The organism is Nonomuraea sp. AD125B, from assembly GCF_041402765.1.
In the GTDB taxonomy this organism is placed as follows: Bacteria; Actinomycetota; Actinomycetes; order Streptosporangiales; family Streptosporangiaceae; genus Nonomuraea; species Nonomuraea bangladeshensis.
The window spans coordinates 602408-622458 of sequence record NZ_JBGLOU010000001.1; the positions used below are offsets into that span (position 1 = coordinate 602408).

The window sequence follows — 20051 nt, forward strand, 5'->3', positions numbered from 1 at the left end:
CAAAACCCGCTTCAGCCCGGGTTGAGCGCCGAGTGCCGCCGGCCGTAGGAGAGGTAGACCACGAGCCCGATCAGGAACCACACCGCGAAGCGCAGCCAGGTCAGCGGCTCCAGGAACGTGATCAGCCAGAGGGAGAACACCACGCCGATCGCCGGCACCACCGGCATCCCCGGCGTGCGGAACTCCCGGTGCAGGTCCGGCTGCCGGTAGCGGAGCACGATCACCGCCGCGCACACCACCACGAACGCCAGCAGGATGCCGATGTTGGTCAGCTCGGCCGCCTCCCTGATCGGCAGGAACCCGGCGATCAGCGCCGAGGCCACGCCCACGATCCAGGTGACCCGCGAGGGCACCCGCCGCACCGGGTGCAGCCGGGCGAACCAGCCGGGCAGCAGCCCGTCCCTGCTCATCGAGAACCACACGCGGGTGACGCCCAGCATGAACGTGAACATCACGGTCAGGATGCCGACGATGGCGCCCACCGCGATCAGCGCCGCCAGCCCCCGCAGCCCGACGGAGGCGAACGCCGAGGAGAAGCCGCTCTCCGGGTCGATCTCCCGGTAGTTCTGCATGCCGGTGAGCACCAGCGTGGCCAGCACGTAGAGGATCATCGAGACGACCAGCGAGTAGATGATGGCCTTCGGCATGTGCCGCCGGGCGTCGCGCGCCTCCTCGGCCGCCGTGCTCATCGCGTCGTAGCCGAACACCGCGAAGAACACCGTGGCCGCGCCGGTGATCGCCCCGCTGACGCCGAACGGGAAGAACGGCGAGTAGTTGGCCGGGTCGATGAAGAAGAACCCGACCACGATCACCACCAGCACCACCGCGACCTTGATCGCCACCACGGACGTCTCGAACCGGGCGGCCGTCTTGATGCCGCGGTTCAGCAGGAAGGCGATGAGCAGGCACAGCAGCACGGCGAACAGGTCCACCACGTGGCCGTCCCCGGTGCCGGGCGCGCCCAGCATCCAGGCCGGCAGCCGCAGGCCCAGCTCCTCCACCAGGAAGCCGAAGTAGCCGGAGATGCCGATGGCGACCACCGCCACGATCGCGGTGTACTCCAGCAGCAGGTCCCAGCCGATGAACCAGCCGACGATCTCGCCGAGCACCGCGTAGCCGTAGGTGTAGGCGGAGCCGGCCTTCGGGATCATGCCCGCGAACTCGGCGTAGGAGAACGCCGCCGCCCCGCTCGCCACCCCCGCCAGCAGGAACGACACCAGCACCGCGGGCCCGGCCGTCTGGTTGGCCACCGCGCCCGCGAGGGCGAAGATGCCCGCCCCGATGATGCCGCCGACGCCGATCGCGGTGAGCTGCCACAGCCCCAGCGACCGGGAAAGCTCGCCCTCGTGCTCCTCCGCGATCTGTTCGACCGGTTTGCGGCGGAACATGCTGTGTGACGCGGCCATGACGACCTCCTGAGCACCCTGTCGGTTCTCAGGAGGTCCTTTCCCGGCCCGCTCCCGGCATGCCCCGGCGACGGCGGACCGGACCGGGATTTGACGCGTACGGCGAGGTCAGCGTGCCTTGCCGAAGTCGGCGGGCACCGGCCGGCCGGTGCTCAGCAGCGTGAACAGCTCCTCCCACAGCGGCATCACGACCTCCGGGGTGTAGGCGTGCGCCGTCGCCGCCGCGGCGGCCCCGAGGCGCGCCCGCAGCTCGCGGTCGGCCATGAGCCGGCCCAGCTCCTCGCCCAGCTTCTGCACGTCGCGCGGCGGCACCAGGACGCCGTTCTGGCCGGAGACCAGCACGTCGGCGGGCCCGGTCGGGCAGTCGAAGGCGACCACGGGCAGGGCGTGGCCCATCGCCTCGATCATCGCCATCGGCAGGCCCTCGATGCGCGAGCTGAGCGCGTAGATCGACGACCGCGCGAGCTCCTCGTGGATGCGGTCGCTGCGGCCCATCAGCGTGATCCGCCCGTCCATGCCGGTGTCGGCGATGCGCTGCTGCAGCTTCTGCTGCGAAGGCCCGGTGCCGAAGATGCGCAGGCGCCACTCCGGGTGCTCCTCCGCCACCGAGGCGAAGGCCGGGATGAGCATGTCGTAGCCCTTCTGCGGCACCAGCCGCCCGGCCGCGATCACCACCGGGTTGCTCTGGTCGGAGTGCTCGCGGTGGTCCATGTGGACGGCGTTGGGGATGCGCACGATGGGCGTGTCGTCCAGGATGGCGTGGTATTCGGCGCGGCTGGTCTCGGTCAGCACGGCGACCGCGTCGAAGCGGCCGTAGTGGCGGGCGATCTGCTCGCGTACGGCCTCGTGGTAGGCGGCCAGGTTCATGTGCTCCTGGGCGATCCTGATGACCTTGCGCGAGGCGCGGCGGGCGGAGATCAGGTTGAGCGCCGGGCGGGTGGTGACGAGGATGCCGTCGTTCAGCGACGACACGTAGTCCATCACGGCGGCCTCGACGCGCTCGGTGAACCACTCGGCGGCGAACTCGCCGTACGGGACGATCTTGCCGCGGGCCCGCCGCCACACCTTGCGCACCAGGGAGTCGGCCGACACCCCGTCGCGCTGGTCGACCAGCGCGGACAGGCGCACCCGCGGGTCGATGGCGAACTGCGGCTTGCCGCGCCGGCGCACCACGCTGACGATCTCCACGTCGTGGCCGGCCTCGGCCATCGCGTTGGCCTGGTTGACGACCGTGCGGATGGTGCCGCCCATCCCGTACGCGTGCAGCAGCATGTAGCGGATCCTCACGGGAGGTACCCCCACGTGCGCGCCATCCCCTTGAGGACGTCGGGCACCTCCTCGGGCCCTGGCAGCTCGCGGCCGGGCTGCACCTGCCCGGAGCGGATCTTGTCCTTCCAGTCGCCGAGACCCTTGGTCACCACCTCGGGGGTGCCGTAGCTGAGCATGGCGGGCTCCCACGCGATGGCGAGGAAGTCGCAGATCCCGCGCAGCGTCCGCTCCGGGTCGGCGGTCAGCTCCTCGTAGCGCACGGTGAGGCCGGGCAGCGCCTTCCTGGCACGCTCCACCGCCTTCATGTAGCGCAGCGCGTCCTTCGCCGCCTCCTCGGGCGTGCGCTTGTCCGGGCTGGCCTCGTGCCAGGAGGTCGCGATCGAGGCGGGATGGCGCAGCAGGAACACGAAGCGCGCGTCCGGCCAGCAGGCGGCCAGGCGCTCGTAGGCGAAGGCGTTGGCGGGCGTCTTGTCCACGACGTACCGCTTGCCGCTGCGGACCAGCTCCCGGTGCAGCACCCGGTCCCACAGCAGGTGCTCCAGGTCGGCCTTGTTGTGGCCGAGCGCGGCCATCGCCTTCTCGGCCAAGCTCGTGCCGAAGTCGACGCCGAGCCGCCGGACGTGCAGCTCGTGCGGGGCGTGCAGGTCGGGGTGGGAGTTCAGCATCGAGCGCAGCAGCGTCGAGCCGGACCGCACGGGGGAGATGACGAACACGGGCGCCCTCAGCAGCCGGTCCGCCTCGGGGTCCGCCGGCGGGCGGAACGAGACGTCGGCGGCCTTCTTGGCGGGCACGACCGATTTGGCGGCCGGGCCGGAGGTCTTGGACACCCGCTCGATGCGCAGGCCCGTGTGCCTTTCCAGCGCGGTGGTGATCTTACGCTGCCACTTCATGGTGGGGGAGGGTACTTACCTTTTCTGCAGATTGTCTGAAAGCGGCCTCAGTGGATGCGGCGCTCCCGGCCTGCCCAGGCCTCGTCCCGCAGGACGTACTTCTGGATCTTGCCGGTGGAGGTCTTCGGCAGGTCGCCGAACTCCACGCGCTTCGGCACCTTGAACCGCGCGAGCCGCGCCCGCACGTGCTCCCTGATCTCGTCCGCGGTGGCCGTCGCGCCCTCGCGCAGCGTCACGTACGCGGCGGGCACCTCGCCCCAGTGCTCGTCCGGCACCGCGACGACCGCCACCTCCAGCACCGCCGGATGGTCGGCGATGGCCTGCTCGACCTCCACCGAGGCGATGTTCTCGCCGCCCGAGATGATCACGTCCTTGCTGCGGTCGCGCAGCTCCACGTACCCGTCGGGATGGCGGACGCCGAGGTCGCCGGTGCGGAACCAGCCGTCCGGCGCGGCCGCAGCGGTCGCCTCGGGATCGCGGTAGTAGCCGAGCATGACGTTGTTGCCGCGCAGCGCGATCTCCCCGACCGTCGTGCCGTCGGCGGGCACGTCGCGGCCGTCCGCGGCCACGACGCGGGCGGTGCAGGCGATCATGTTGCCCACGCCCTGGCGGGCCTTCAGCCGCGCCTGGCGCTCGCCGGTCAGCCCGTCCCACTCCGGCCGCCAGTCGCAGATCATCGCCGGGCCGAACGTCTCGGTGAGCCCGTACAGGTGGATGACGTCGAAGCCGAGGCCCGACATGCGGCGCAGGATCGCGGGGGACGGCGGCGCGCCGCCCGTCGAGACCCGCACCGTGCGCTCCAGCGGAGCCGCGTCCGGCGCGTGGGCGATCATGGACAGCACGGTCGGCGCGCCCTCCAGATGGGTGACGCCCTCGGCCCGCAGCAGCCGCCACACCTCGGCCGGGTCCGGCTTCGGCAGGCACACGTGCGTCCCGGCCGCCGCCGTCACCGCCCACGGGAAGCACCAGCCGTTGCAGTGGAACATCGGCAGCGTCCACAGGTGCACGGTGGCCGGCGACAGCCCGGCGTGCCCCACCATGGCGAGGGCCTGCAGATAGGCGCCGCGATGGTGGTACATGACGCCCTTCGGGCGGCCGGTGGTGCCGGAGGTGTAGTTGATCGACAGCAGCGCCCGCTCGTCGGCCGGGGTGAGCGCCAGCGGCGACGCCTTCGCGAGCAGGTCCTCGTACTCCGCGCCGGCCCGGATCCGGAGCGGCGGCTCGGCCAGTCCGGCGCAGGCCGCGTCCACCAGGCCGTCGAAGACCGGGTCGTGCACCAGCACGCCCGCCCCCGAGTGCTCCAGGATGTAGCCGACCTCGCCCGGCGCCAGCCGGGTGTTGATCGCCACCAGCGGCACGCCCGCCCACGGCACCCCGAAGTTCGCCTCCAGCAGCACGGAGGTGTTCGGCGCGAGCACCGCCACCGGGCGGCCCCGCGTCAGGGACGCCAGCGCGCCCGCCATCCGGCGGCAGCGATCGCGCAGCTCGTGGTAGGTGACGCGGCGGTCGCCGTCGATCACGGCGATCCGGTCGCCGTGCGCGTCGGCGGCCCGGTCGAGGAAGGAGACGGGGGTCAGCGGCTCGTACGACAATCCGTCCAGATCGGGCATGCGATGGTCCTCCGGCCGAGAGGCGGGCTCACCGCCATCCTGAGCCGCGATCCCACGCCGCGTCCACCCAGTTCGGCAGGACTTTCCGCCCCCGCGCTGGGTAGTCGTGACGGCCGGACCGAGAGCGAAGGAGCGTTGCCGTGCAGATCCCTCAGCGGCCCGGCATCAGCCAGGTGCACACCGGCATGAAGGTCGTCGACCGCGACGGCAAGGAGGTCGGGACGGTGGAGCTGGTCAAGATGGGCGACCCGCAGGCGGCCACCACCGACGGACAGCAGACCGGGCGCGGCCCCGGCTTCGTGCCCGTGCTGTCGGACGTCTTCAGCCACGCCGAGCCCGACCTGCCGCCCGTGCTGGCGGCCCGGCTGCTGCGGACCGGCTTCGTGAAGGTGGACGGCCGCGGGCTGTTCGCGCGCGACCTGTACGTCGCGCCCGAGCAGGTCGCCAGGATCGAGGACAACGTGGTGCACCTGTCGACCGACGGCGACTCCCTGGCCAAGGAGAGCTAGGCCGGGGGTTCCTCCGGGCCGAGGAGGCGGGCGATGGTCTCGGACTGGCGGGCGCGGAACCAGGCGCGCTCGCGAGGGCCCGCCTCCAGGCCGCAGGGGCGTTCGACGTCGTGGCGGGCGTACTCGTCGGCCCACAGCGCGGCCTTGACCCGGCTCGGCAGGTTCGCCAGGCCGGGGCGGCGGCGGGCGCGGCGCAGCGCCGCGAGGTCCAGCTCGGCCGCGGCGACCAGCGTCTCGCCCGACCCCGCCCGGGCGAGGGCTCGGCCCTGGGGGTCGATCAGCTCCGAGCCGCCGTTGACGGAGTCGCCGGGGACGGCGGTGCCGGTCAGGCCGCCGGAGTTGGCCGCCACCACGTACGTCAGGTTCTCCACGGCGCGGGCGCGGCGGGCGATCGCCTTCGGCGTCAGGTCCGGCGAGGACGCCTCCGAGGTGGGGTTGCAGAACACCTCGGCCCCGCGCAGGGCGAGCGCGCGGGCCAGCTCCGGCATCTGGACCTCCTCCGAGGCCAGCGCCGCCAGGTTGCCGATCTCGGTGCGGGCCACCGGCAGCACCCCGTCGATGCCGTACACCTCCGTGTAGCGCTCCCACACGTCGTACGGCGAAGGCGTGAACAGCGAGTGCAGCCGCCGGTAACGCAGCACCACCTCCCCGGCGGGGGAGAGGATCACCGTCGCCTGGAAGTACAGCCCGGGGAAGTGCTCGTCGCGCTCGTAGGCGTTGACGCACAGGAACACCTCGTCGCGGACGGCGATCCCGGCCAGCATGCGGTATTCGGGCCCGCCGGGGTCGAGCGCCGCCCGTTCGCGCCACTCCGGCAGGCTCTCGCGCATCGGGAAGCCGGTCAGCGCGTACTCGGGCAGCACCACCAGCCGCAGCTCCGGCCCGAGCCACGCCTTGGAGCCCGCGACCCGTTCGGAGACGTGGGCGACGGCGGCGGCGATCTCGGCGCGCGGGTCGGCGGCCGCGTTGATCGCCCGGGTGCCGAGCTGCAGGGCCAGGGCCAGGTAGGCGGTCACGCGCCGGTCCTCCGCTCGTCGATCAGCGTCCTGCGCACGCACACGCCGTCCTCCAGCCACTGCCACACCCGGCTGCGGGAGCGGCCGTCCTCGCTCAGCACGATCAGCTCGAACAGCCGCAGCGGCCGGCCCTTGTAGCGCCAGGTGAGGTAGATCGTGCTGTCGTCCACCTCGCGGAACTCGCCCTCCAGCCGGTCGGTGTCGATGCGGCACCGGCCGCCGCCCAGGTACGCGGCCGGGAACTCGTGCACCTCGGCGCGGCCGTCGTCCCAGGTGTAGCGGTTGGTCTGGTGGTAGGCGGCGTCGCCGGCGATGCGGCACGTCATGTGGACGCGGTGCCGGTCGAGCAGGGCTCCGTCGCGGCCGAGGTGGAGGTATTCGCCCTCCCACTCGCCCTCGTGCCGGGCCAGCAGCGGCATCTCCTCGCGCAGTCCCATCGGCTATTCCTCCGTCGGGTGCCACCAGGGGTCGGCGGCGGGGGATCGGTTGATCAGGAAGGCGCGGCGGCGCAGGAACCGGGCGATCGACGCCGGCCCCATGCGCGAGCCGCCGAGCCCGGACAGGCGGAAGGAGTGCTTCTCGCCCTCGTGTACCAGCGCGGTGAGCGCGGCGTCGTTGACGCTGACCGCGCCGACCGGCAGCCGGGCGGCCACCGCCATGGCCTCCTCCTCGGTGGCGGCGAACACGGCGGCCGACAGCCCGTACGCCGAGTCGGCCGCCAGCGCGACCGCCTCGTCCGGCCCGTCCACGGCCATGACGGGCAGCACCGGCCCGAACGTCTCCTCCGTCATCACCAGCATCGAGTGGTCCACGCCGGACAGCACGGTGGGGCGGCACCAGTGGCCGCCGCCGTGCCGCTCGATCGTCCCGCCGGTGTGCGTGACCGCGCCCCGCGCCGCGGCGTCGGCCAGGTGGGCGGCGATCACGCCGGGCCGGTCGGGCGCGATGATCGGCCCGATGGGGCCGCCCTCGCAGGTCAGCCGGGTCCGCTCCGCCTTGGCCGCGAGCAGCGCCAGGAAGTCGTCGTGGACCTCGCGGGCGACGTAGACCCGCTCGATCGACTGGCAGGACTGGCCGGCGTTGGCGGTGCCGCCCCACAGGATCGCCGAGGAGGCCCGGTCGAGGTCCGCCCCGGCCAGGACGATCGCCGGGTCCTTGCCGCCGAGCTCCAGGTGCGCGGGGACGAACGCGCGGGCCGCCGCCTCGGCCACCTGCCGCCCGGTGGGGACGCTGCCGGTGAACACCACGGCGTCCACCAGCCCCACGAGCGCCGCCCCGGTGACCGGCCCGCCCTCGACGACCGCCAGCGGCAGCTCGCCGGGCACCAGCCGGGTCAGCGGCTCGATGAAGCGCGGCGTCACCTCGCTCGGCTTCACCAGCACCGCGCAGCCGGCGGCCAGCGCCGGGGCGGCGTCGAGGAGGCCGAGCAGCAGCGGGAAGTTCCACGGCGTGATCGCCCCGACCAGCTCGTACGGCACCGCGTCCCCGGCCACGTGCACCCCGGGCAGCTCGGCGGCGAACCCGGCGGGCGGGGCGAGCAGCGCGGGCGCCCGCCGCGCCCACCGCTCGACCGCCCCCGCGACGACCTGCCGCTCCAGCACCGACTCGGCGACCCGCCCGGTGTCGGCCACCAGCGCGGCCAGCAGGTCCTCGTCGCGGGCCAGCGCCGCGGCGAAGCGGGCGAGCACCGGGCCGCGCCCGGCCGGCCCCGCCGCCGCCCACCCGGCGGCCCGCGCGCGCAGCCCGGCCGCGATCCCGGCGAGCCGGTCCGGCGGGACGGGACGCAGGGGCCGCTCGATCCGGCCGGTCAGCGGGTCGAGGACCGGCGTGCTCACGGCCGGCCGTGGGCGGCGCACCAGCCGGCCCACGTCATGGCGCCCTTGTCGAGCTGCTTGGCGTGGAAGGAGGTCCAGGAGTTCTGGCTCGGCCCCGGCTCGTCAGGCGCGGCCGTGTAGAGCGGGTGATGGGCCTCCACCTCGGCGCGCAGCCACGGCTCGACGTCGGCGTACGAGTCGAGCGACCAGGCGTGGGCGCGGTAGGTGAGCTGCCCGCGCACCTCGCTCTCGGCCAGGCCCATGAACGGCGCCCACGGGGCCGTGCGCGTCCAGCTCACCTTGACCTTCATCGCGCCGTCGGGGATCTCGCCGGGGACGGTGCGCGCGGCCACCTCGCGGTCGTCCACCTGGAACTCGAACATCTCCTGCGCCGTGTAGACGCCGCCGACCAGGCCAAACGTCTCGCCCAGGGTGGCGCCGTAGTCGGCGCGGACGGCGATGTCGCTGGTCCAGACGCTCTCGTCGTGCAGCCGGCGGACGGGCGGCCCGGCGAAGGCGGGGGTGATGGGGAACGGGCCGAAGTTGACCGCGTCGTTGTTGATCGGCACGACCGGGTAGGTGCGGCCGTCGAGGGGGTTCGCCCATTCGCGCAGGACGCGCACGGGGTCGCCGGGGTCGGTGTAGCAGACGATCTCGCGGGAGAGCTGGTGGAGCCGGTCGGTGCCGGGCACGCGGTACAGGCGGCGAATGTTGTAGCCCTCGATCCCGAACAATTTCCGGCCATGCGGAATATCAGGTTTCAGCGCGTCACCGGGAATGTTGGCGTAGACGGAGCCGGAAATGCGGAAAACCATGTCCTCCCCATCCGGACGTCCGAAAGTTTGGAGGGCCAGCATTCCGCTCGGGTCGGTCACCGTCCGGTAAACGGGGCCGGGATGCGTCGAGTCCATGACGATCAGAATAAAGGCTTAACGCTGCGTGTATTTCGTGCCGGAAACTGGGTGTGTCATCCCTTTTGTCAGGGGTACGGGGCGCGAAGGGCACCGGGAGGCGTGGCGTCTCCCGGCGCTCGCACGTACATCCGACACCTGTGAGGACCGCATGATGACCGACCGACTCGGCCGTGCGCTGGGCTGGACCAGCCTCGCGCTCGGCACGGCGCAGCTCGCGGCGCCCCGGGCCGTGACCCGCCTGTGCGGCGTCGACGACGCGCCGGGGGCCACGACGATCGCCAGGCTCGTGGGAGGACGCGAGCTGCTGCACGCCGCGCTGCTGCTCGGCGGCAAGACGCCCGCCCGGTGGACGTGGACCAGGATGGCCGGCGACGCGATGGACCTCGGCCTGCTCGGCACGGCCGCCGCCAACCGCACCGGCGGCCGGCGCCGCCGCGCGCTGTGCGCGCTCGGCGCGGTCGCCGGCATCGCCGCCCTCGACGCCGCCTGCGCCGGGATGCGCGCCCGCAAGGCCCGCAGCCCGCTCCAGGTGCGCGCCTCCATCACCATCAACAAGCCCCGCGCCGAGGTCTACCGCTTCTGGCGCGACCTGGAGAACCTGCCGACCTTCATGACCCATCTGGAGTCCGTCCGCACCCTCGGTGGGGGCCGCTCCCGCTGGCGGGCCAAGGGCCCGGTGGTCGACCTGGAATGGGAGGCCGAGATCATCGACGAGCGGGCCGGCGACCTGATCGCCTGGCGCTCGGTGCCCGGCAAGGGCGTCCGCAACGCGGGCCTGGTCAGCTTCACCGACGGCCCCGCGGGACGCGGCACCGTCGTGGACGTCTCGCTGGAGTACGGCATGCGCGGCCGCAAGCTGGCCGCCGCGGTCGCCCGCATGTTCGGCGAGCACCCCGAGCAGCAGGTACGCGACGATCTGCGCCGCTTCAAGCAGGTCATGGAGACCGGCGAGGTGGTCCGTTCCGAGGGCAGCCCCGAGGGCCACCGCGCCCGGCGTCAGCTCCACCAGCGTCCCGCCCAGCCGATCGGAGCACGCGCATGAAGGCCAACGTGTGGACCGGCCGCAACAGCGTCGAGGTCGAGAACGTCCCGGACCCGCAGATCCTCAACGCGCGGGACGCGATCGTCCGCGTCACCTCGACCGCGATCTGCGGCTCCGACCTGCACCTGGTGGACGGCTACATCCCGACCGTGAAGAAGGGCGACATCCTCGGCCACGAGTTCATGGGCGAGGTCGTCGAGGTCGGCCCCGGCGTGCGCAACCTGCGGCCCGGCGACCGCGTCGTGGTGCCGTTCACGATCGCGTGCGGCTCCTGCTTCGCCTGCGAGGCCGAGCTGTACTCGGTGTGCGAGAACTCCAACCCCAACGCGGGGATGGCCGAGAAGCTGATGGGCCACTCGCCCGCCGGGATCTTCGGCTACTCGCACATTCTGGGGGGCTTCCCCGGCGGGCAGGCCGAGTACGCCCGGGTCCCGTTCGCCGACGTCGGCCCCATCAAGATCGAGGACGACCTGCCCGACGAGAAGGTGCTGTTCCTGTCCGACATCTTCCCCACCGGCTTCATGGGCGCCGAGATGTGCGACATCAAGCCGGGCCAGACCATCGCGATCTGGGGCGCGGGACCCGTCGGGCAGCTCGCCGCGGCCAGCGCGTTCCTGCTCGGCGCCGACCGGGTCATCGTCATCGACCGCTTCCCGTACCGGCTCAAGCGGGCTCAGCGGACCGGCGCCGAGGTGCTCAACTACGAGGAGGTGAACGTGCTGGACGCGCTGCGGGACATGACCGGCGGGCGCGGCCCCGACGCCTGCATCGACGCCGTGGGCATGGAGGCCCATCATCCGACCCCGGCGATGTACGCCTACGACCGCACCAAGCAGGCCGCCCGGCTGGAGACCGAGCGGCCGTACGTGCTGCGTGAGGCCATCATGGCCTGCCGCAACGGCGGCGTGGTGTCGGTGATCGGGGTTTACGGCGGGTTCGTCGACAAGTTCCCGATGGGCACCGTCATGAACCGTTCGCTGACGATCCGGTCCGGGCAGTGTCACGTGCAGCGCTACATGCGTCCGCTGCTGGACCGGATCCGCTCCGGCGAGATCGACCCGAGCTTCGTCATCTCGCACCGGATGCCGCTCAGCGAGGCGCCGCGCGGCTTCGAGCTGTTCAAGCACAAGATGGACGAGTGCAACAAGGTCGTGCTCACGACGTAGCCGCCGAGCGCGGGGGAGGAGGCGTCAGCCCCGCTGGCCCTTCTCCCCCGCGTACGCGACCGCCGCCCAGACGGACAGCAGGACGGCGGCGGCCGCGAACACCCACCAGCTCCATGACGCGGTGAGCAGATTGATCAGCGCGCTCACGATCGCCGACAGCACCGCGCAGCCGGCCGCCGCCGCCCCGTTTCTCCGCGATTTCCGGTGCTTTCTTCCGGGTGCTCTTCCGGGCGGTCCCGGAGAAACCGGCTGCGGCGGCTGCGGGGACGACTGATGTTTCCCGCCGGCCACGATGTCCCCGGTCCCGTGATGCACCGCTTTTCCGATGCTGCCCGGCCCGTATTGGTGGATCTCGTCGCCGCCGTTCATCGCGTCTCGATGTTTCCGGCGCCGTGGTGGGTCGCTTTCCCGATGCTGCCGGCGCCGTACTGGTTGATGACCTCGTTGCGGCCCACGGCGTGGGTGATGTTGAAGGTCATCGGCGGCAGGTCGAGCTTGCCCACGGCGGCGGTGAGATCGGCCGAGAGCTGGTCGATCTCGCCTCTGTCGGTGCCCCAGACGGCCTCGCGCTCGACTCCGGCGGTGCCGATGACCAGGCCGTACACCGGCGGCAGCCGGAGCACCGCCACGAGCCGCCAGATCAGCAGCGCGAGGACGACGACGAGCGCGAGCGTCCAGATGTCGCCCAGCGCCCCCACGAGGACGCCGCCGAAGATCAGGGTGAGCAGGGCGCGGACGACGAATTTCCGCCACGCCGCGCCCTTGTCCGCCACCAATTTCCGCTGTCCGATGTGCGTGATGGTCCGCAGCGCGTAGGTGTCGCTGCCGACCTGCATGACCCCGTCGCGAACCAGCACCTGCACCGGCGCGTATTCAGTTCCCATTGTCCCGCCCCCTTCTGGAGATACGAAGAAATCTATGTTTCGGTGGCGGCCGATGGGCGGATTATTGATAACTAGTTGGATTCATTGGATCGACATTCGCGTAACTGTAAATTCCGAAAAAATAATAAAAGCTGAAATGCGGCAATATGTCCGGCGAGGGCCGCGAAGGCGGTCCCGCCTGCGCCGGCGGGAGCTTCTCGGGACGAAACGGGAGAAGTCAACCCTTGCCCTGCGGGAAGATCGCGGGGACACTGCGGTCGGACCCGTGCTCACGTCCGGCTGGAGGCGCCACCGTGCGAAGCCTGCTCCTGACCGTTCTGCTCATCCTGACCGCCGTCACCGCGCCCATGAGCGCGCCGGCCGCCGCGGCGGAGGAGGAGCAGGACCCGCTGGACCAGCTCAGGGCCGTCCCCGGCCTGACCGTGGTGTCGGAGACGCGGCCGGCCGGCTACCGGTTCTTCGTCCTCAGCTACACCCAGCCGATCGACCACCGCGACCCGCGCAAGGGGACGTTCCAGCAGCGCCTCACCCTGCTCCACCGCGCCGTGGACGTGCCCGTGGTCCTCTACACCGGCGGCTACGGCCTGGCCGCCGACCCCGCGCCCTCGCGGACCGAGCCCACCAGGATCCTCGACGCCAACCAGGTCTCCGTCGAGCACCGCTTCTTCCGCTCTTCGCGCCCCGTGCCCGCCGACTGGCGTGACCTGAACATCTGGCAGGAGGCCACCGACGAGCACCGCATCGTCCAGGCGCTCAGGACGATCTACCCGGGGCGCTGGATCCAGACCGGCGCCAGCAAGGGCGGCATGACCTCCGTCTACCACCGCCGCTTCTACCCCGGCGACGTGGACGGCGTCGTGGCCTACGTCGCCCCCGACGACCCGGTCAACCAGCTCGACCGCGACTACGACCGCTTCTTCGCCGAGGTCGGCACCGCCCCCTGCCGGCAGGCGCTGGAGACCGTGCAGCGCGAGGCGCTGCTGCGCCGCGACCGGATGGTCCCCCTGCTGGAGGCGGACGCCGCCCGCAACGGCTACACCTTCACCAGGACGCTCGGGAGTGCCGACCGCTCGTACGAGATGACCGTCCTGGACACGGTGTGGGCCTTCTGGCAGTACTCGACGGCCGCGGACTGCGCCTCGGTGCCACCCGCCACCGCGACCGACGAGCAGCTCTACGCCTGGATCGACAACGTCGCGTTCTTCGGCTTCTACACCGACCAGGGCCTCGAGTACTACTGGCCCTACTACCACCAGGCCGCCACCCAGCTCGGCTGGCCCGACCTCGCCTTCGCCCACCTGCGCGGCCTCACCCGGTACCGCGGCCTCTACCAGCCCAACTCGGTGCTGCCCGTCGAGCTGCGCGCCCGGCACCAGCCCCTGCCCATGCTCGACGTGGACTTCTGGGTGCGCAGCCAGTCGGAGCGGATGATGTTCGTCTACGGCCAGAACGACCCCTGGAGCGCCGAGCGGTTCACCCCGTCGGGGCGGGACTCGTACCTGTACGTCGTGCCGGGGGCCAACCACGGCGCTAACATCGCCTCCCTGCCCGAGGCCGAGCAGAGGGAGGCCGTCGCGACGCTGCGGCGCTGGGCGGGCGCGACGTCGCTGCTGCGCTCCCCGGGCACCGCGACGCTGCCGGACGACGACATGCTCATCCACCGCCGCCCCGCGTGATCATCCGGCGCGGGTGTCGATCACCCGCCCGAACGGCACCCACCGCTCGCCCTCGAAGCGCGAAAGCTGCTCGGCCTCGATCGGGAAGGCGTCACCCGGCCCGGTGGACAGCGTGATCCCCGGCAGTAGCATGCCGAGCCGGACGTCGTCCAGCCGGTGCGCCGCCGCGCGCAGCGCCTCCCGCGAGGGGCAGCGCATGCTCCGCAGCGTCTTGACGAACGCCTCCGCCGCCATCCAGCCGAAGACCACCTGCTGGCTGCCGGGGTCGGCCTCGGGGGCGTAGCGCTCCAGCGCCGTCAGATACGTCCGCACGGCCGGGTCGTCGGCCCACTCCGGCGCGGCCGGGTCCTTCTGGAACCCGGCGGTGATCACCCCCTGCACCTTGTCGTAGCCGACCGGCTTGAGCACGGCGGGGGAGGCGGCCACGCCGTTCAGTATGTGCAGCGGGTTCCAGCCGGTCATGGCGGCGTCGGCGGCCAGCGCCTGCGCGGCGAACTTCGGCGTGCTCACGTCGAGCAGCACGTCCGCCTTCGACGCGGCGAGGTTGGCGAGCTGGCCCTGCACGCCGGGGTCGGTCACCTCGTAGCCGCGCTCGGCCACGATCCGCACCGAGGTGCCTTCGATCGCGCGGCGGAAGCCGTCCAGCAGCTCGTGGCCGAAGTCGTCGTTCTGGTAGAGCACCGCGACGCGGGCGTGCGGCACCTCCTCGGCGAGGTAGCGGGCGTAGACGCGGGCCTCGGCGACGTAGCTCGGCTGGAAGCCGATCGTCCAGGGGCGGCGCGCGGCCTCGGCCCCCCATGCGGCGGCCCCGGTCGCGACGAACACCTGCGGCACCTTCCACCGGTGGGCGAACTCGCGCACCGCCGCCGTCGAGGGCGTGCCGAGCGTCTGGAACAGCGCGAACACCCGCTCGTGCAGCACCAGCCTGCGGGCCTCCTCGACCGCGCGGGCCGGCTCGTAGGCGTCGTCGCGGACGAGGAAGTCGACGCGCCGCCCGTCCACGCCGCCGTGCCGGTTGACGTGCGCGAAGTACGCGCCCGCGCCCTGCGCGACCGCCGCGTAGGCGGAGGCGGGCCCCGACAGCGGGTAGATCCCGCCCACCTTGACGTGGTCCGCGCCGATGCCGGTGCCGTCCTGGCCCGCGCACTCGCCGGTGAGCACGGCGCCGCCGCCACCGCCCGTCCGGCACCCCGTCACCAGCAGGAGCATCAGGACCAGCAGGACCCGCCTCATGCCCGCCTCCCCGCCGGGAGCCGGGCGGCCACGGCGGCGGCGGCCCGGCGCAGCAGCCCCGCCAGGCCGGTCGGGGCCGCGTAGACCACCACGACGATGAGCAGCCCGGACACCAGGCCGGGGGCGGCCGGGTCCAGCTCGCGGGCCGCGGCCGGCACCGCCGTCACGACCAGCGCGCCGAGCAGCGGCCCCGCCGGCGTCGCCAGGCCGCCGATCACCGCCCCGGCCAGCAGGGTGATGGACAGGCTCAGCGTGAAGGTGTCCGGCGCGACGAACCCCGTCGTCCACGTGTGGAGGGCGCCCGCCACGCCCGCGTACATCGCGCTCCAGGCGAACGCCCGCGTCAGGTGGGACGCGGCGCGCATGCCGAGCACCTCGGCCGCCGCCGGATGCTGCCGGATCGCGGTGAGCGCCCGCCCGCCGCGCGAGCGCGTCAGGTTGCGGATCCCGGCCACGGCCACCGCCGCCGTCGCCAGCACCAGGAAGTAGATCCACTGGTCGTCGTCGAGCCAGGCTCCGCGCGGCGTGGCCACCGGCATCCCCATCGCGCCGCCGGTGACCTCGGGGAACCGCTTGAGCAGCGGCGGCAGCACCACCGCGACGGAGAAGGTCACCACGGCCAGGTACAGGCCGCGCAGCCGCAGCGCGGGCAGCCCGGCCGCCCAGCCCAGCCCGTACGTGACCAGCGCGGCGGCGGGCAGCGTCACCGGGTACGGCAGCCCCAGCCGCCCGATCATGACCGCCGCCACGTACGCCCCGACGCCGAAGAAGGCCCCGTGCCCCAGCGAGATCTGCCCGCTGTGTCCCACCACGAGGTCCAGCCCGAGCAGCGCCACGGCGTACACCAGCACCAGCGTCACCTGGAACAGCCGGTACGGCGGCAGCACGAACGGCAGCCCGACCGCCGCCACCCCGATCACCACGAGCGCGGCCCGCCGCCACGGCCATGTCGGCCGCCGGTCGCCGGCCGCCAGCCCCACCGCCGGCCGCCGGTGCCCGGTGAGCGCGGCCCCGCGGACGCCGGTCATGCCCGCTCCACCGGAGCCGAGCCGAACAGGCCCTGCGGGCGCAGCAGCAGCACCGCGACCACGATCACCAGCGGGACCGCGATCTTCAGATCCGCCCCGACGAACCCGAGGTACGTGCCCGCCAGCGTCTCGGCGACCCCGACGGCCAGCCCGCCCGCCACCGCGCCGAGCGCGCTGTCGAACCCGCCCAGCGTGGCGGCGGCGAAGGCGTGGACCAGCACCCCGGTCATCATCGAGGGCTCCAGGAAGAGCGCCGGGGCGAGCAGCACCCCCGACAGCGCGCCGACCGCCGCCGCCGCGCCCCAGCCCAGCGCCAGCACCCACCCCACGCGTACGCCCGACAGCCGCGCCGAGCGGGCGTCCGCCGCGACGGCCCGCATCACCAGGCCGAGCCCGGTACGCCGCACCACCAGCGCCAGCGTCCCGAGCACCGTCCCTGCCACGCCCGCCGCCGCGAGCGCGGCGAGCCCCGGCGGGGCGTCGGGGAACGGGCTCGGGAAGGCCCGCAGCGCCGCCGTCCACACCAGCGTGGCCAGCGCGTTGACCAGCACGTAGAGGCCGATCGTGGTCACCACCAGCGTCACCTCGCCGGCGCCGCTCTCCAGCCTGCGGATGACCAGCCGCTCGGTCACCACGCCCGCGGCGAAGGCGAGCGCCACCGTCACCGGCAGCGCCACCCAGTACGGCATCCCGGACACGACGAGCTGCCAGGCCACGTACGTGGCGAGCATGGCCAGCTCGCCCTGCGCGAAGTTGACGATCCCGGTGAAGCGGTAGGTGAGCACCAGGGCGAGCGCGAGGGCCGCGTACCCCGCGCCGGCGCCCAGCCCTTCGAGGAGTTGCTGGCCGAACACCGGCTCACCACCTCCCTCGGACGCGCCTGGCGGTGATCCGGCCCGCCTCCATGAGGAAGGACCGGTGCGCCACCTCCAGCGCCGCCGGCACGTTGTGCTCGACGATGACCATCGTGGTCCCCTCGTCCCTGTTGATCGCGTGGATGGTGCGGAAGAGCAGGCCCGCCGTCCTGGGGGCCAGGCCGCGCATCGGCTCGTCCATGAGCAGCAGCCGGGGGCGGGCCATCAGCGCGCGGGCGATGGCGAGCAGGCGCTGCTCGCCGCCGCTCAGCGTGCCCGCGGGCTGGCTGAGCTGCGCCCGGAGCACCGGGAACCAGCCGAACAGCCGCTCCAGGTCCTCGCCGGCGCCGCGCCGCGGCCACGGGCGGGCCCGTGCGCCCACCCGCAGGTTCTCCTCGACGGTCAGCGGGCCGAACGTGCCGCCCTCCTGGGTGACGTGCGCGACCCCGAGGCGGGCGATCTCGTCGGGGGCGCGGCCGAGCAGCCGCGTCCCGCCGAGCGTGGCCGTGCCGCGCGCCCGTACCAGGCCGGACAGGGCGCGCAGCAGCGTCGTGCGGCCCGCGCCGTTCGGGCCGAGCAGCACCGCGATCTCGCCCTCCGGCACGGTCAGGTCCACGCCGTGCAGCACGCGGGCCGCCCCGTACTCGGCCCGCAGTCCCCGCACCTCCAGCCCGGCCCCGCCCGTCGGGCCCGTCATGGGGTGACTCCCAGGCAGGCCGCCACCACGGCGGGGTCCCGGCGGACGACCTCCGCCGGGCCGTCGGCGATCTTGTGTCCCCGTTCCAGGCAGACGATCCTGCGGCACAGCGACAGCACGAAGTCCAGGTGGTGCTCCACGACGACGATCGTCAGCCGCAGCTCCGCGTGCAGCCGCCGGATCAGCCCGGCGAACGCCGGCACCTCGGACGGGGCGAGCCCGCCCGCCGGCTCGTCGAGCAGCAGCAGCCGCGGCCCGGACGCCAGCGCCCGCGCGATCTCGACGAGCTTGGTCGTCCCGTACGGCAGCGCCTCGGGCGGATGGTCGGCGTACTCGCCCAGCCCGAACCGGGCCAGCAGCGCGTCCGCCGTCTCCCGCAGCCGCCGCTCCTCGCCCGCCGCCAGCCCGAGCGCCGCCCCCCAGAACCCGGCCCGGCCGTGCCGGTGCGCGCCCGCCATCACGTTCTCCCGCACCGACAGGCCGGGGAACAGCGCGGTGTTCTGGAAGGTGCGGGCCACCCCGCGCTCCGCCACCCGGTGCGCGGGCAGCCGGGCCAGGTCCTCGCCCGCCAGCAGCACGTGCCCCTCCTGCGGCGCGCACCGCCGGGTCAGGCAGTCGAACAGGGTGCTCTTGCCCGCGCCGTTGGGCCCGATGAGGCCGACGAGTTCGCCCTCACCGACGGCGAGGTCCACGCCCGAGAGCGCGGTGACCCCGCCGAAGCGCATGGTGAGCCCGGAGACCTCCAGCAACGCGGCCATGTCGCCGGCTCAGCCCGCCGTGGGGACGGTGTAGCCCTCGGCCAGCTCGGACACGGCGGCCTCCTTGACGAGCGTGGCGCCGCCGACGGCGTCCTTGTCCGGCTTGACGATGTACGACGCGCGCGAGGCGGGCCGGTCGTAGACGCTGAAGTCCATCGGCGTGCCGCCCAGCCCGGCCTCCCACGCCTTCTGCGAGCGGTGGGCCGCGATGATGCCGGCCCGGCTGAGGTCCTTGTTCTCGCACGCCTTGCGCAGGGCGTCGCCGACGATGACGGCCGCCGTCCAGCCCGCCGCCACGCCGCTGTCGAGCGGCTGGCCGGCGTACTTGGCCCGGTAGTCGGCGATGAGCTTCTGGTACGCGGGCAGCGGCGCGCTGATCGGCGCGCCGGCGGTCACGTAGTAGAAGTCCTTCAGCAGCGCGGGCGCGGCCGGCGTGTCGAGCAGCTGCGGGCTGTAGGCCGAGTTGCTGCCCATGAACGGCACGTCCATCCCGCCGGCCAGGGCCACGCCGACCAGCGAGGCGGCCTGGCGCGGGCCGGCCGAGACCAGCACGGCCTTCACCCCCGCCTTCTTGAACGCCGCCACCTGGGCCGTCATGTCCTGGTCCGTCGCCTTGATCTTCTGCTCGACCACGGTGAGGCCGAGCTTGCCCGCCGCGTACGTGGACCCGGCGAGCGCGCTCTCGCCGTAGTCGCCCTCGAAGTACAGGTGACCGATCTTGTCGCCGGACTTCAGCCCCTTCTCCTTCACCAGGAAGTCCACGCCGTTGATCATGTCCACGTCGTACGTGGTGCCGGTGACCTGGATGGCCTCGCTGCCGAGCAGCCCGGTCGCCCACGCCATCGGGATGGTGAGCACCTTGTCGGCGTTGATCTTGTCCTTGAGCGCGGTCACCATCGGCGAGCCGATGAACTGCGGGATCGCCGCCGTCTTCGGCGCCACCTCGGCGTAGGACGCCATCGCCTTCTGCGCGTCGTAGCCGTGGTCGCGCACGACGGTCTCGATCTTCCTGCCGCAGACGCCGCCCGCCTGGTTGACCTGGTCGAAGTAGAGCTGCTGGGCCTGGGTGAGGCTCTTGCCGAGCGAGGCGTACGGGCCGGTCAGGTCGGTGAGCAGGCTGAGGGTGATCGTGTCGCCGGTCACGCCGGGGCCCGTCTTGACGCCGTCGCCGCCGGTGGCGCTCGCCTGGCCGCCACCGCCGGTGGCCTTGCCGCTGGCGCAGGCGGTGGCGGCCAGCGCCAGGGACACGAGCGCGGCCACGACGGCCTTGCGGTTACTGGACATG

The 20051-nt window shown here is 73.0% G+C and carries 20 protein-coding genes; 4 read left to right on the plus strand and 16 right to left on the minus strand.

Translation table 11 applies throughout. The features are described 5' to 3' along the window. Positions 1 to 11: 11 nt before the first annotated feature. From ACBR40_RS02725 to ACBR40_RS02740, 4 genes are all read right to left on the minus strand, one after another. The gene (locus ACBR40_RS02725; RefSeq protein WP_371247238.1) at positions 12 to 1406 is read right to left on the minus strand and encodes an amino acid permease; all 1395 of its coding nucleotides are present in this window, start codon (positions 1404 to 1406) and stop codon (positions 12 to 14) included. Between the two features lie 108 nt (positions 1407 to 1514). Further along, positions 1515 to 2693, minus strand: a complete 1179-nt coding sequence (locus ACBR40_RS02730; protein WP_344219161.1) for a glycosyltransferase family 4 protein — start codon at positions 2691 to 2693, stop codon at positions 1515 to 1517. Then, positions 2690 to 3565 (minus strand): sulfotransferase, encoded by an 876-nt coding sequence (locus ACBR40_RS02735; protein ID WP_344219159.1) that lies wholly within the window; start codon positions 3563 to 3565, stop codon positions 2690 to 2692. Before ACBR40_RS02735 ends, ACBR40_RS02730 begins: the two co-directional genes overlap by 4 nt. Before the next feature lie 47 nt (positions 3566 to 3612). Then, complete coding sequence (locus tag ACBR40_RS02740; protein WP_371247239.1) at positions 3613 to 5175, minus strand: acyl--CoA ligase family protein; 1563 nt, start codon at positions 5173 to 5175, stop codon at positions 3613 to 3615. A 140-nt stretch (positions 5176 to 5315) separates the two neighbouring features. Between ACBR40_RS02740 and ACBR40_RS02745 the strand changes: the two genes are divergently transcribed. Continuing rightward, a complete protein-coding gene (locus ACBR40_RS02745; protein WP_371247240.1) occupies positions 5316 to 5684 on the plus strand; it encodes a hypothetical protein in 369 nt (122 codons plus the stop codon). On the opposite strand, the gene ACBR40_RS02750 is transcribed toward ACBR40_RS02745, so the two are convergent. Genes ACBR40_RS02750 through ACBR40_RS02765 form a run of 4 tightly spaced genes read right to left on the minus strand, consistent with a single transcriptional unit; the run spans position 5681 to position 9425 of the window. Further along, positions 5681 to 6700 carry a nitrilase-related carbon-nitrogen hydrolase gene (locus ACBR40_RS02750; RefSeq protein WP_371247241.1) on the minus strand — a complete coding sequence of 340 codons (1020 nt, stop codon included), beginning with the start codon at positions 6698 to 6700 and terminating at the stop codon, positions 5681 to 5683. The genes ACBR40_RS02745 and ACBR40_RS02750 overlap by 4 nt on opposite strands. Then, positions 6697 to 7137 (minus strand): hypothetical protein, encoded by a 441-nt coding sequence (locus tag ACBR40_RS02755; protein ID WP_344219151.1) that lies wholly within the window; start codon positions 7135 to 7137, stop codon positions 6697 to 6699. Before ACBR40_RS02755 ends, ACBR40_RS02750 begins: the two co-directional genes overlap by 4 nt. Positions 7138 to 7140: 3 nt before the next feature. Continuing rightward, positions 7141 to 8535 carry an aldehyde dehydrogenase family protein gene (locus ACBR40_RS02760; protein ID WP_371247242.1) on the minus strand — a complete coding sequence of 465 codons (1395 nt, stop codon included), beginning with the start codon at positions 8533 to 8535 and terminating at the stop codon, positions 7141 to 7143. Further along, on the minus strand, positions 8532 to 9425 hold the full coding sequence (locus ACBR40_RS02765; protein WP_371247243.1) for a DUF1838 family protein: 894 nt from the start codon (positions 9423 to 9425) through the stop codon (positions 8532 to 8534). Before ACBR40_RS02765 ends, ACBR40_RS02760 begins: the two co-directional genes overlap by 4 nt. A gap of 151 nt (positions 9426 to 9576) precedes the next feature. Here ACBR40_RS02765 and ACBR40_RS02770 point away from each other — a divergent pair, with 151 nt between their 5' ends. Both ACBR40_RS02770 and ACBR40_RS02775 read left to right on the plus strand, forming a co-directional pair. Beyond that, positions 9577 to 10470, plus strand: a complete 894-nt coding sequence (locus ACBR40_RS02770) for an SRPBCC family protein (protein ID WP_371247244.1) — start codon at positions 9577 to 9579, stop codon at positions 10468 to 10470. Continuing rightward, positions 10467 to 11636 (plus strand): zinc-dependent alcohol dehydrogenase, encoded by a 1170-nt coding sequence (locus ACBR40_RS02775; RefSeq protein WP_371247245.1) that lies wholly within the window; start codon positions 10467 to 10469, stop codon positions 11634 to 11636. Before ACBR40_RS02770 ends, ACBR40_RS02775 begins: the two co-directional genes overlap by 4 nt. A gap of 24 nt (positions 11637 to 11660) precedes the next feature. On the opposite strand, the gene ACBR40_RS02780 is transcribed toward ACBR40_RS02775, so the two are convergent. Both ACBR40_RS02780 and ACBR40_RS02785 read right to left on the minus strand, forming a co-directional pair. Continuing rightward, positions 11661 to 11783, minus strand: a complete 123-nt coding sequence (locus tag ACBR40_RS02780; protein ID WP_364451978.1) for a hypothetical protein — start codon at positions 11781 to 11783, stop codon at positions 11661 to 11663. Positions 11784 to 12001: 218 nt separating this feature from the next. Beyond that, positions 12002 to 12520: a DUF6232 family protein gene (locus ACBR40_RS02785; RefSeq protein ID WP_344216620.1), complete on the minus strand. Its 519-nt coding sequence runs from the start codon at positions 12518 to 12520 to the stop codon at positions 12002 to 12004. Between the two features lie 293 nt (positions 12521 to 12813). On the opposite strand from ACBR40_RS02785, the gene ACBR40_RS02790 reads away from it, so the two are divergent. After that, positions 12814 to 14196, plus strand: a complete 1383-nt coding sequence (locus ACBR40_RS02790; protein WP_371247246.1) for a S28 family serine protease — start codon at positions 12814 to 12816, stop codon at positions 14194 to 14196. Here the strand turns inward: ACBR40_RS02790 and ACBR40_RS02795 are convergent, their stop codons facing one another. Genes ACBR40_RS02795 through ACBR40_RS02820 form a run of 6 tightly spaced genes read right to left on the minus strand, consistent with a single transcriptional unit; the run spans position 14197 to position 20050 of the window. Then, positions 14197 to 15429, minus strand: coding sequence for an ABC transporter substrate-binding protein (locus tag ACBR40_RS02795; protein WP_371247247.1), 1233 nt, complete (start codon positions 15427 to 15429; stop codon positions 14197 to 14199). Beyond that, positions 15426 to 16457, minus strand: a complete 1032-nt coding sequence (locus ACBR40_RS02800) for a branched-chain amino acid ABC transporter permease (protein ID WP_371247248.1) — start codon at positions 16455 to 16457, stop codon at positions 15426 to 15428. Before ACBR40_RS02800 ends, ACBR40_RS02795 begins: the two co-directional genes overlap by 4 nt. Next, positions 16454 to 17311 carry a branched-chain amino acid ABC transporter permease gene (locus tag ACBR40_RS02805; RefSeq protein ID WP_344216612.1) on the minus strand — a complete coding sequence of 286 codons (858 nt, stop codon included), beginning with the start codon at positions 17309 to 17311 and terminating at the stop codon, positions 16454 to 16456. The genes ACBR40_RS02800 and ACBR40_RS02805 overlap by 4 nt, the downstream gene beginning before the upstream one ends. 4 nt (positions 17312 to 17315) lie before the next feature. Continuing rightward, complete coding sequence (locus ACBR40_RS02810) at positions 17316 to 18008, minus strand: ABC transporter ATP-binding protein (RefSeq protein ID WP_344216610.1); 693 nt, start codon at positions 18006 to 18008, stop codon at positions 17316 to 17318. After that, complete coding sequence (locus ACBR40_RS02815; RefSeq protein WP_371247249.1) at positions 18005 to 18766, minus strand: ABC transporter ATP-binding protein; 762 nt, start codon at positions 18764 to 18766, stop codon at positions 18005 to 18007. Before ACBR40_RS02815 ends, ACBR40_RS02810 begins: the two co-directional genes overlap by 4 nt. Positions 18767 to 18775: 9 nt before the next feature. Then, complete coding sequence (locus ACBR40_RS02820) at positions 18776 to 20050, minus strand: ABC transporter substrate-binding protein (RefSeq protein ID WP_371247250.1); 1275 nt, start codon at positions 20048 to 20050, stop codon at positions 18776 to 18778. Between the last annotated feature and the right edge of the window lies 1 nt (position 20051).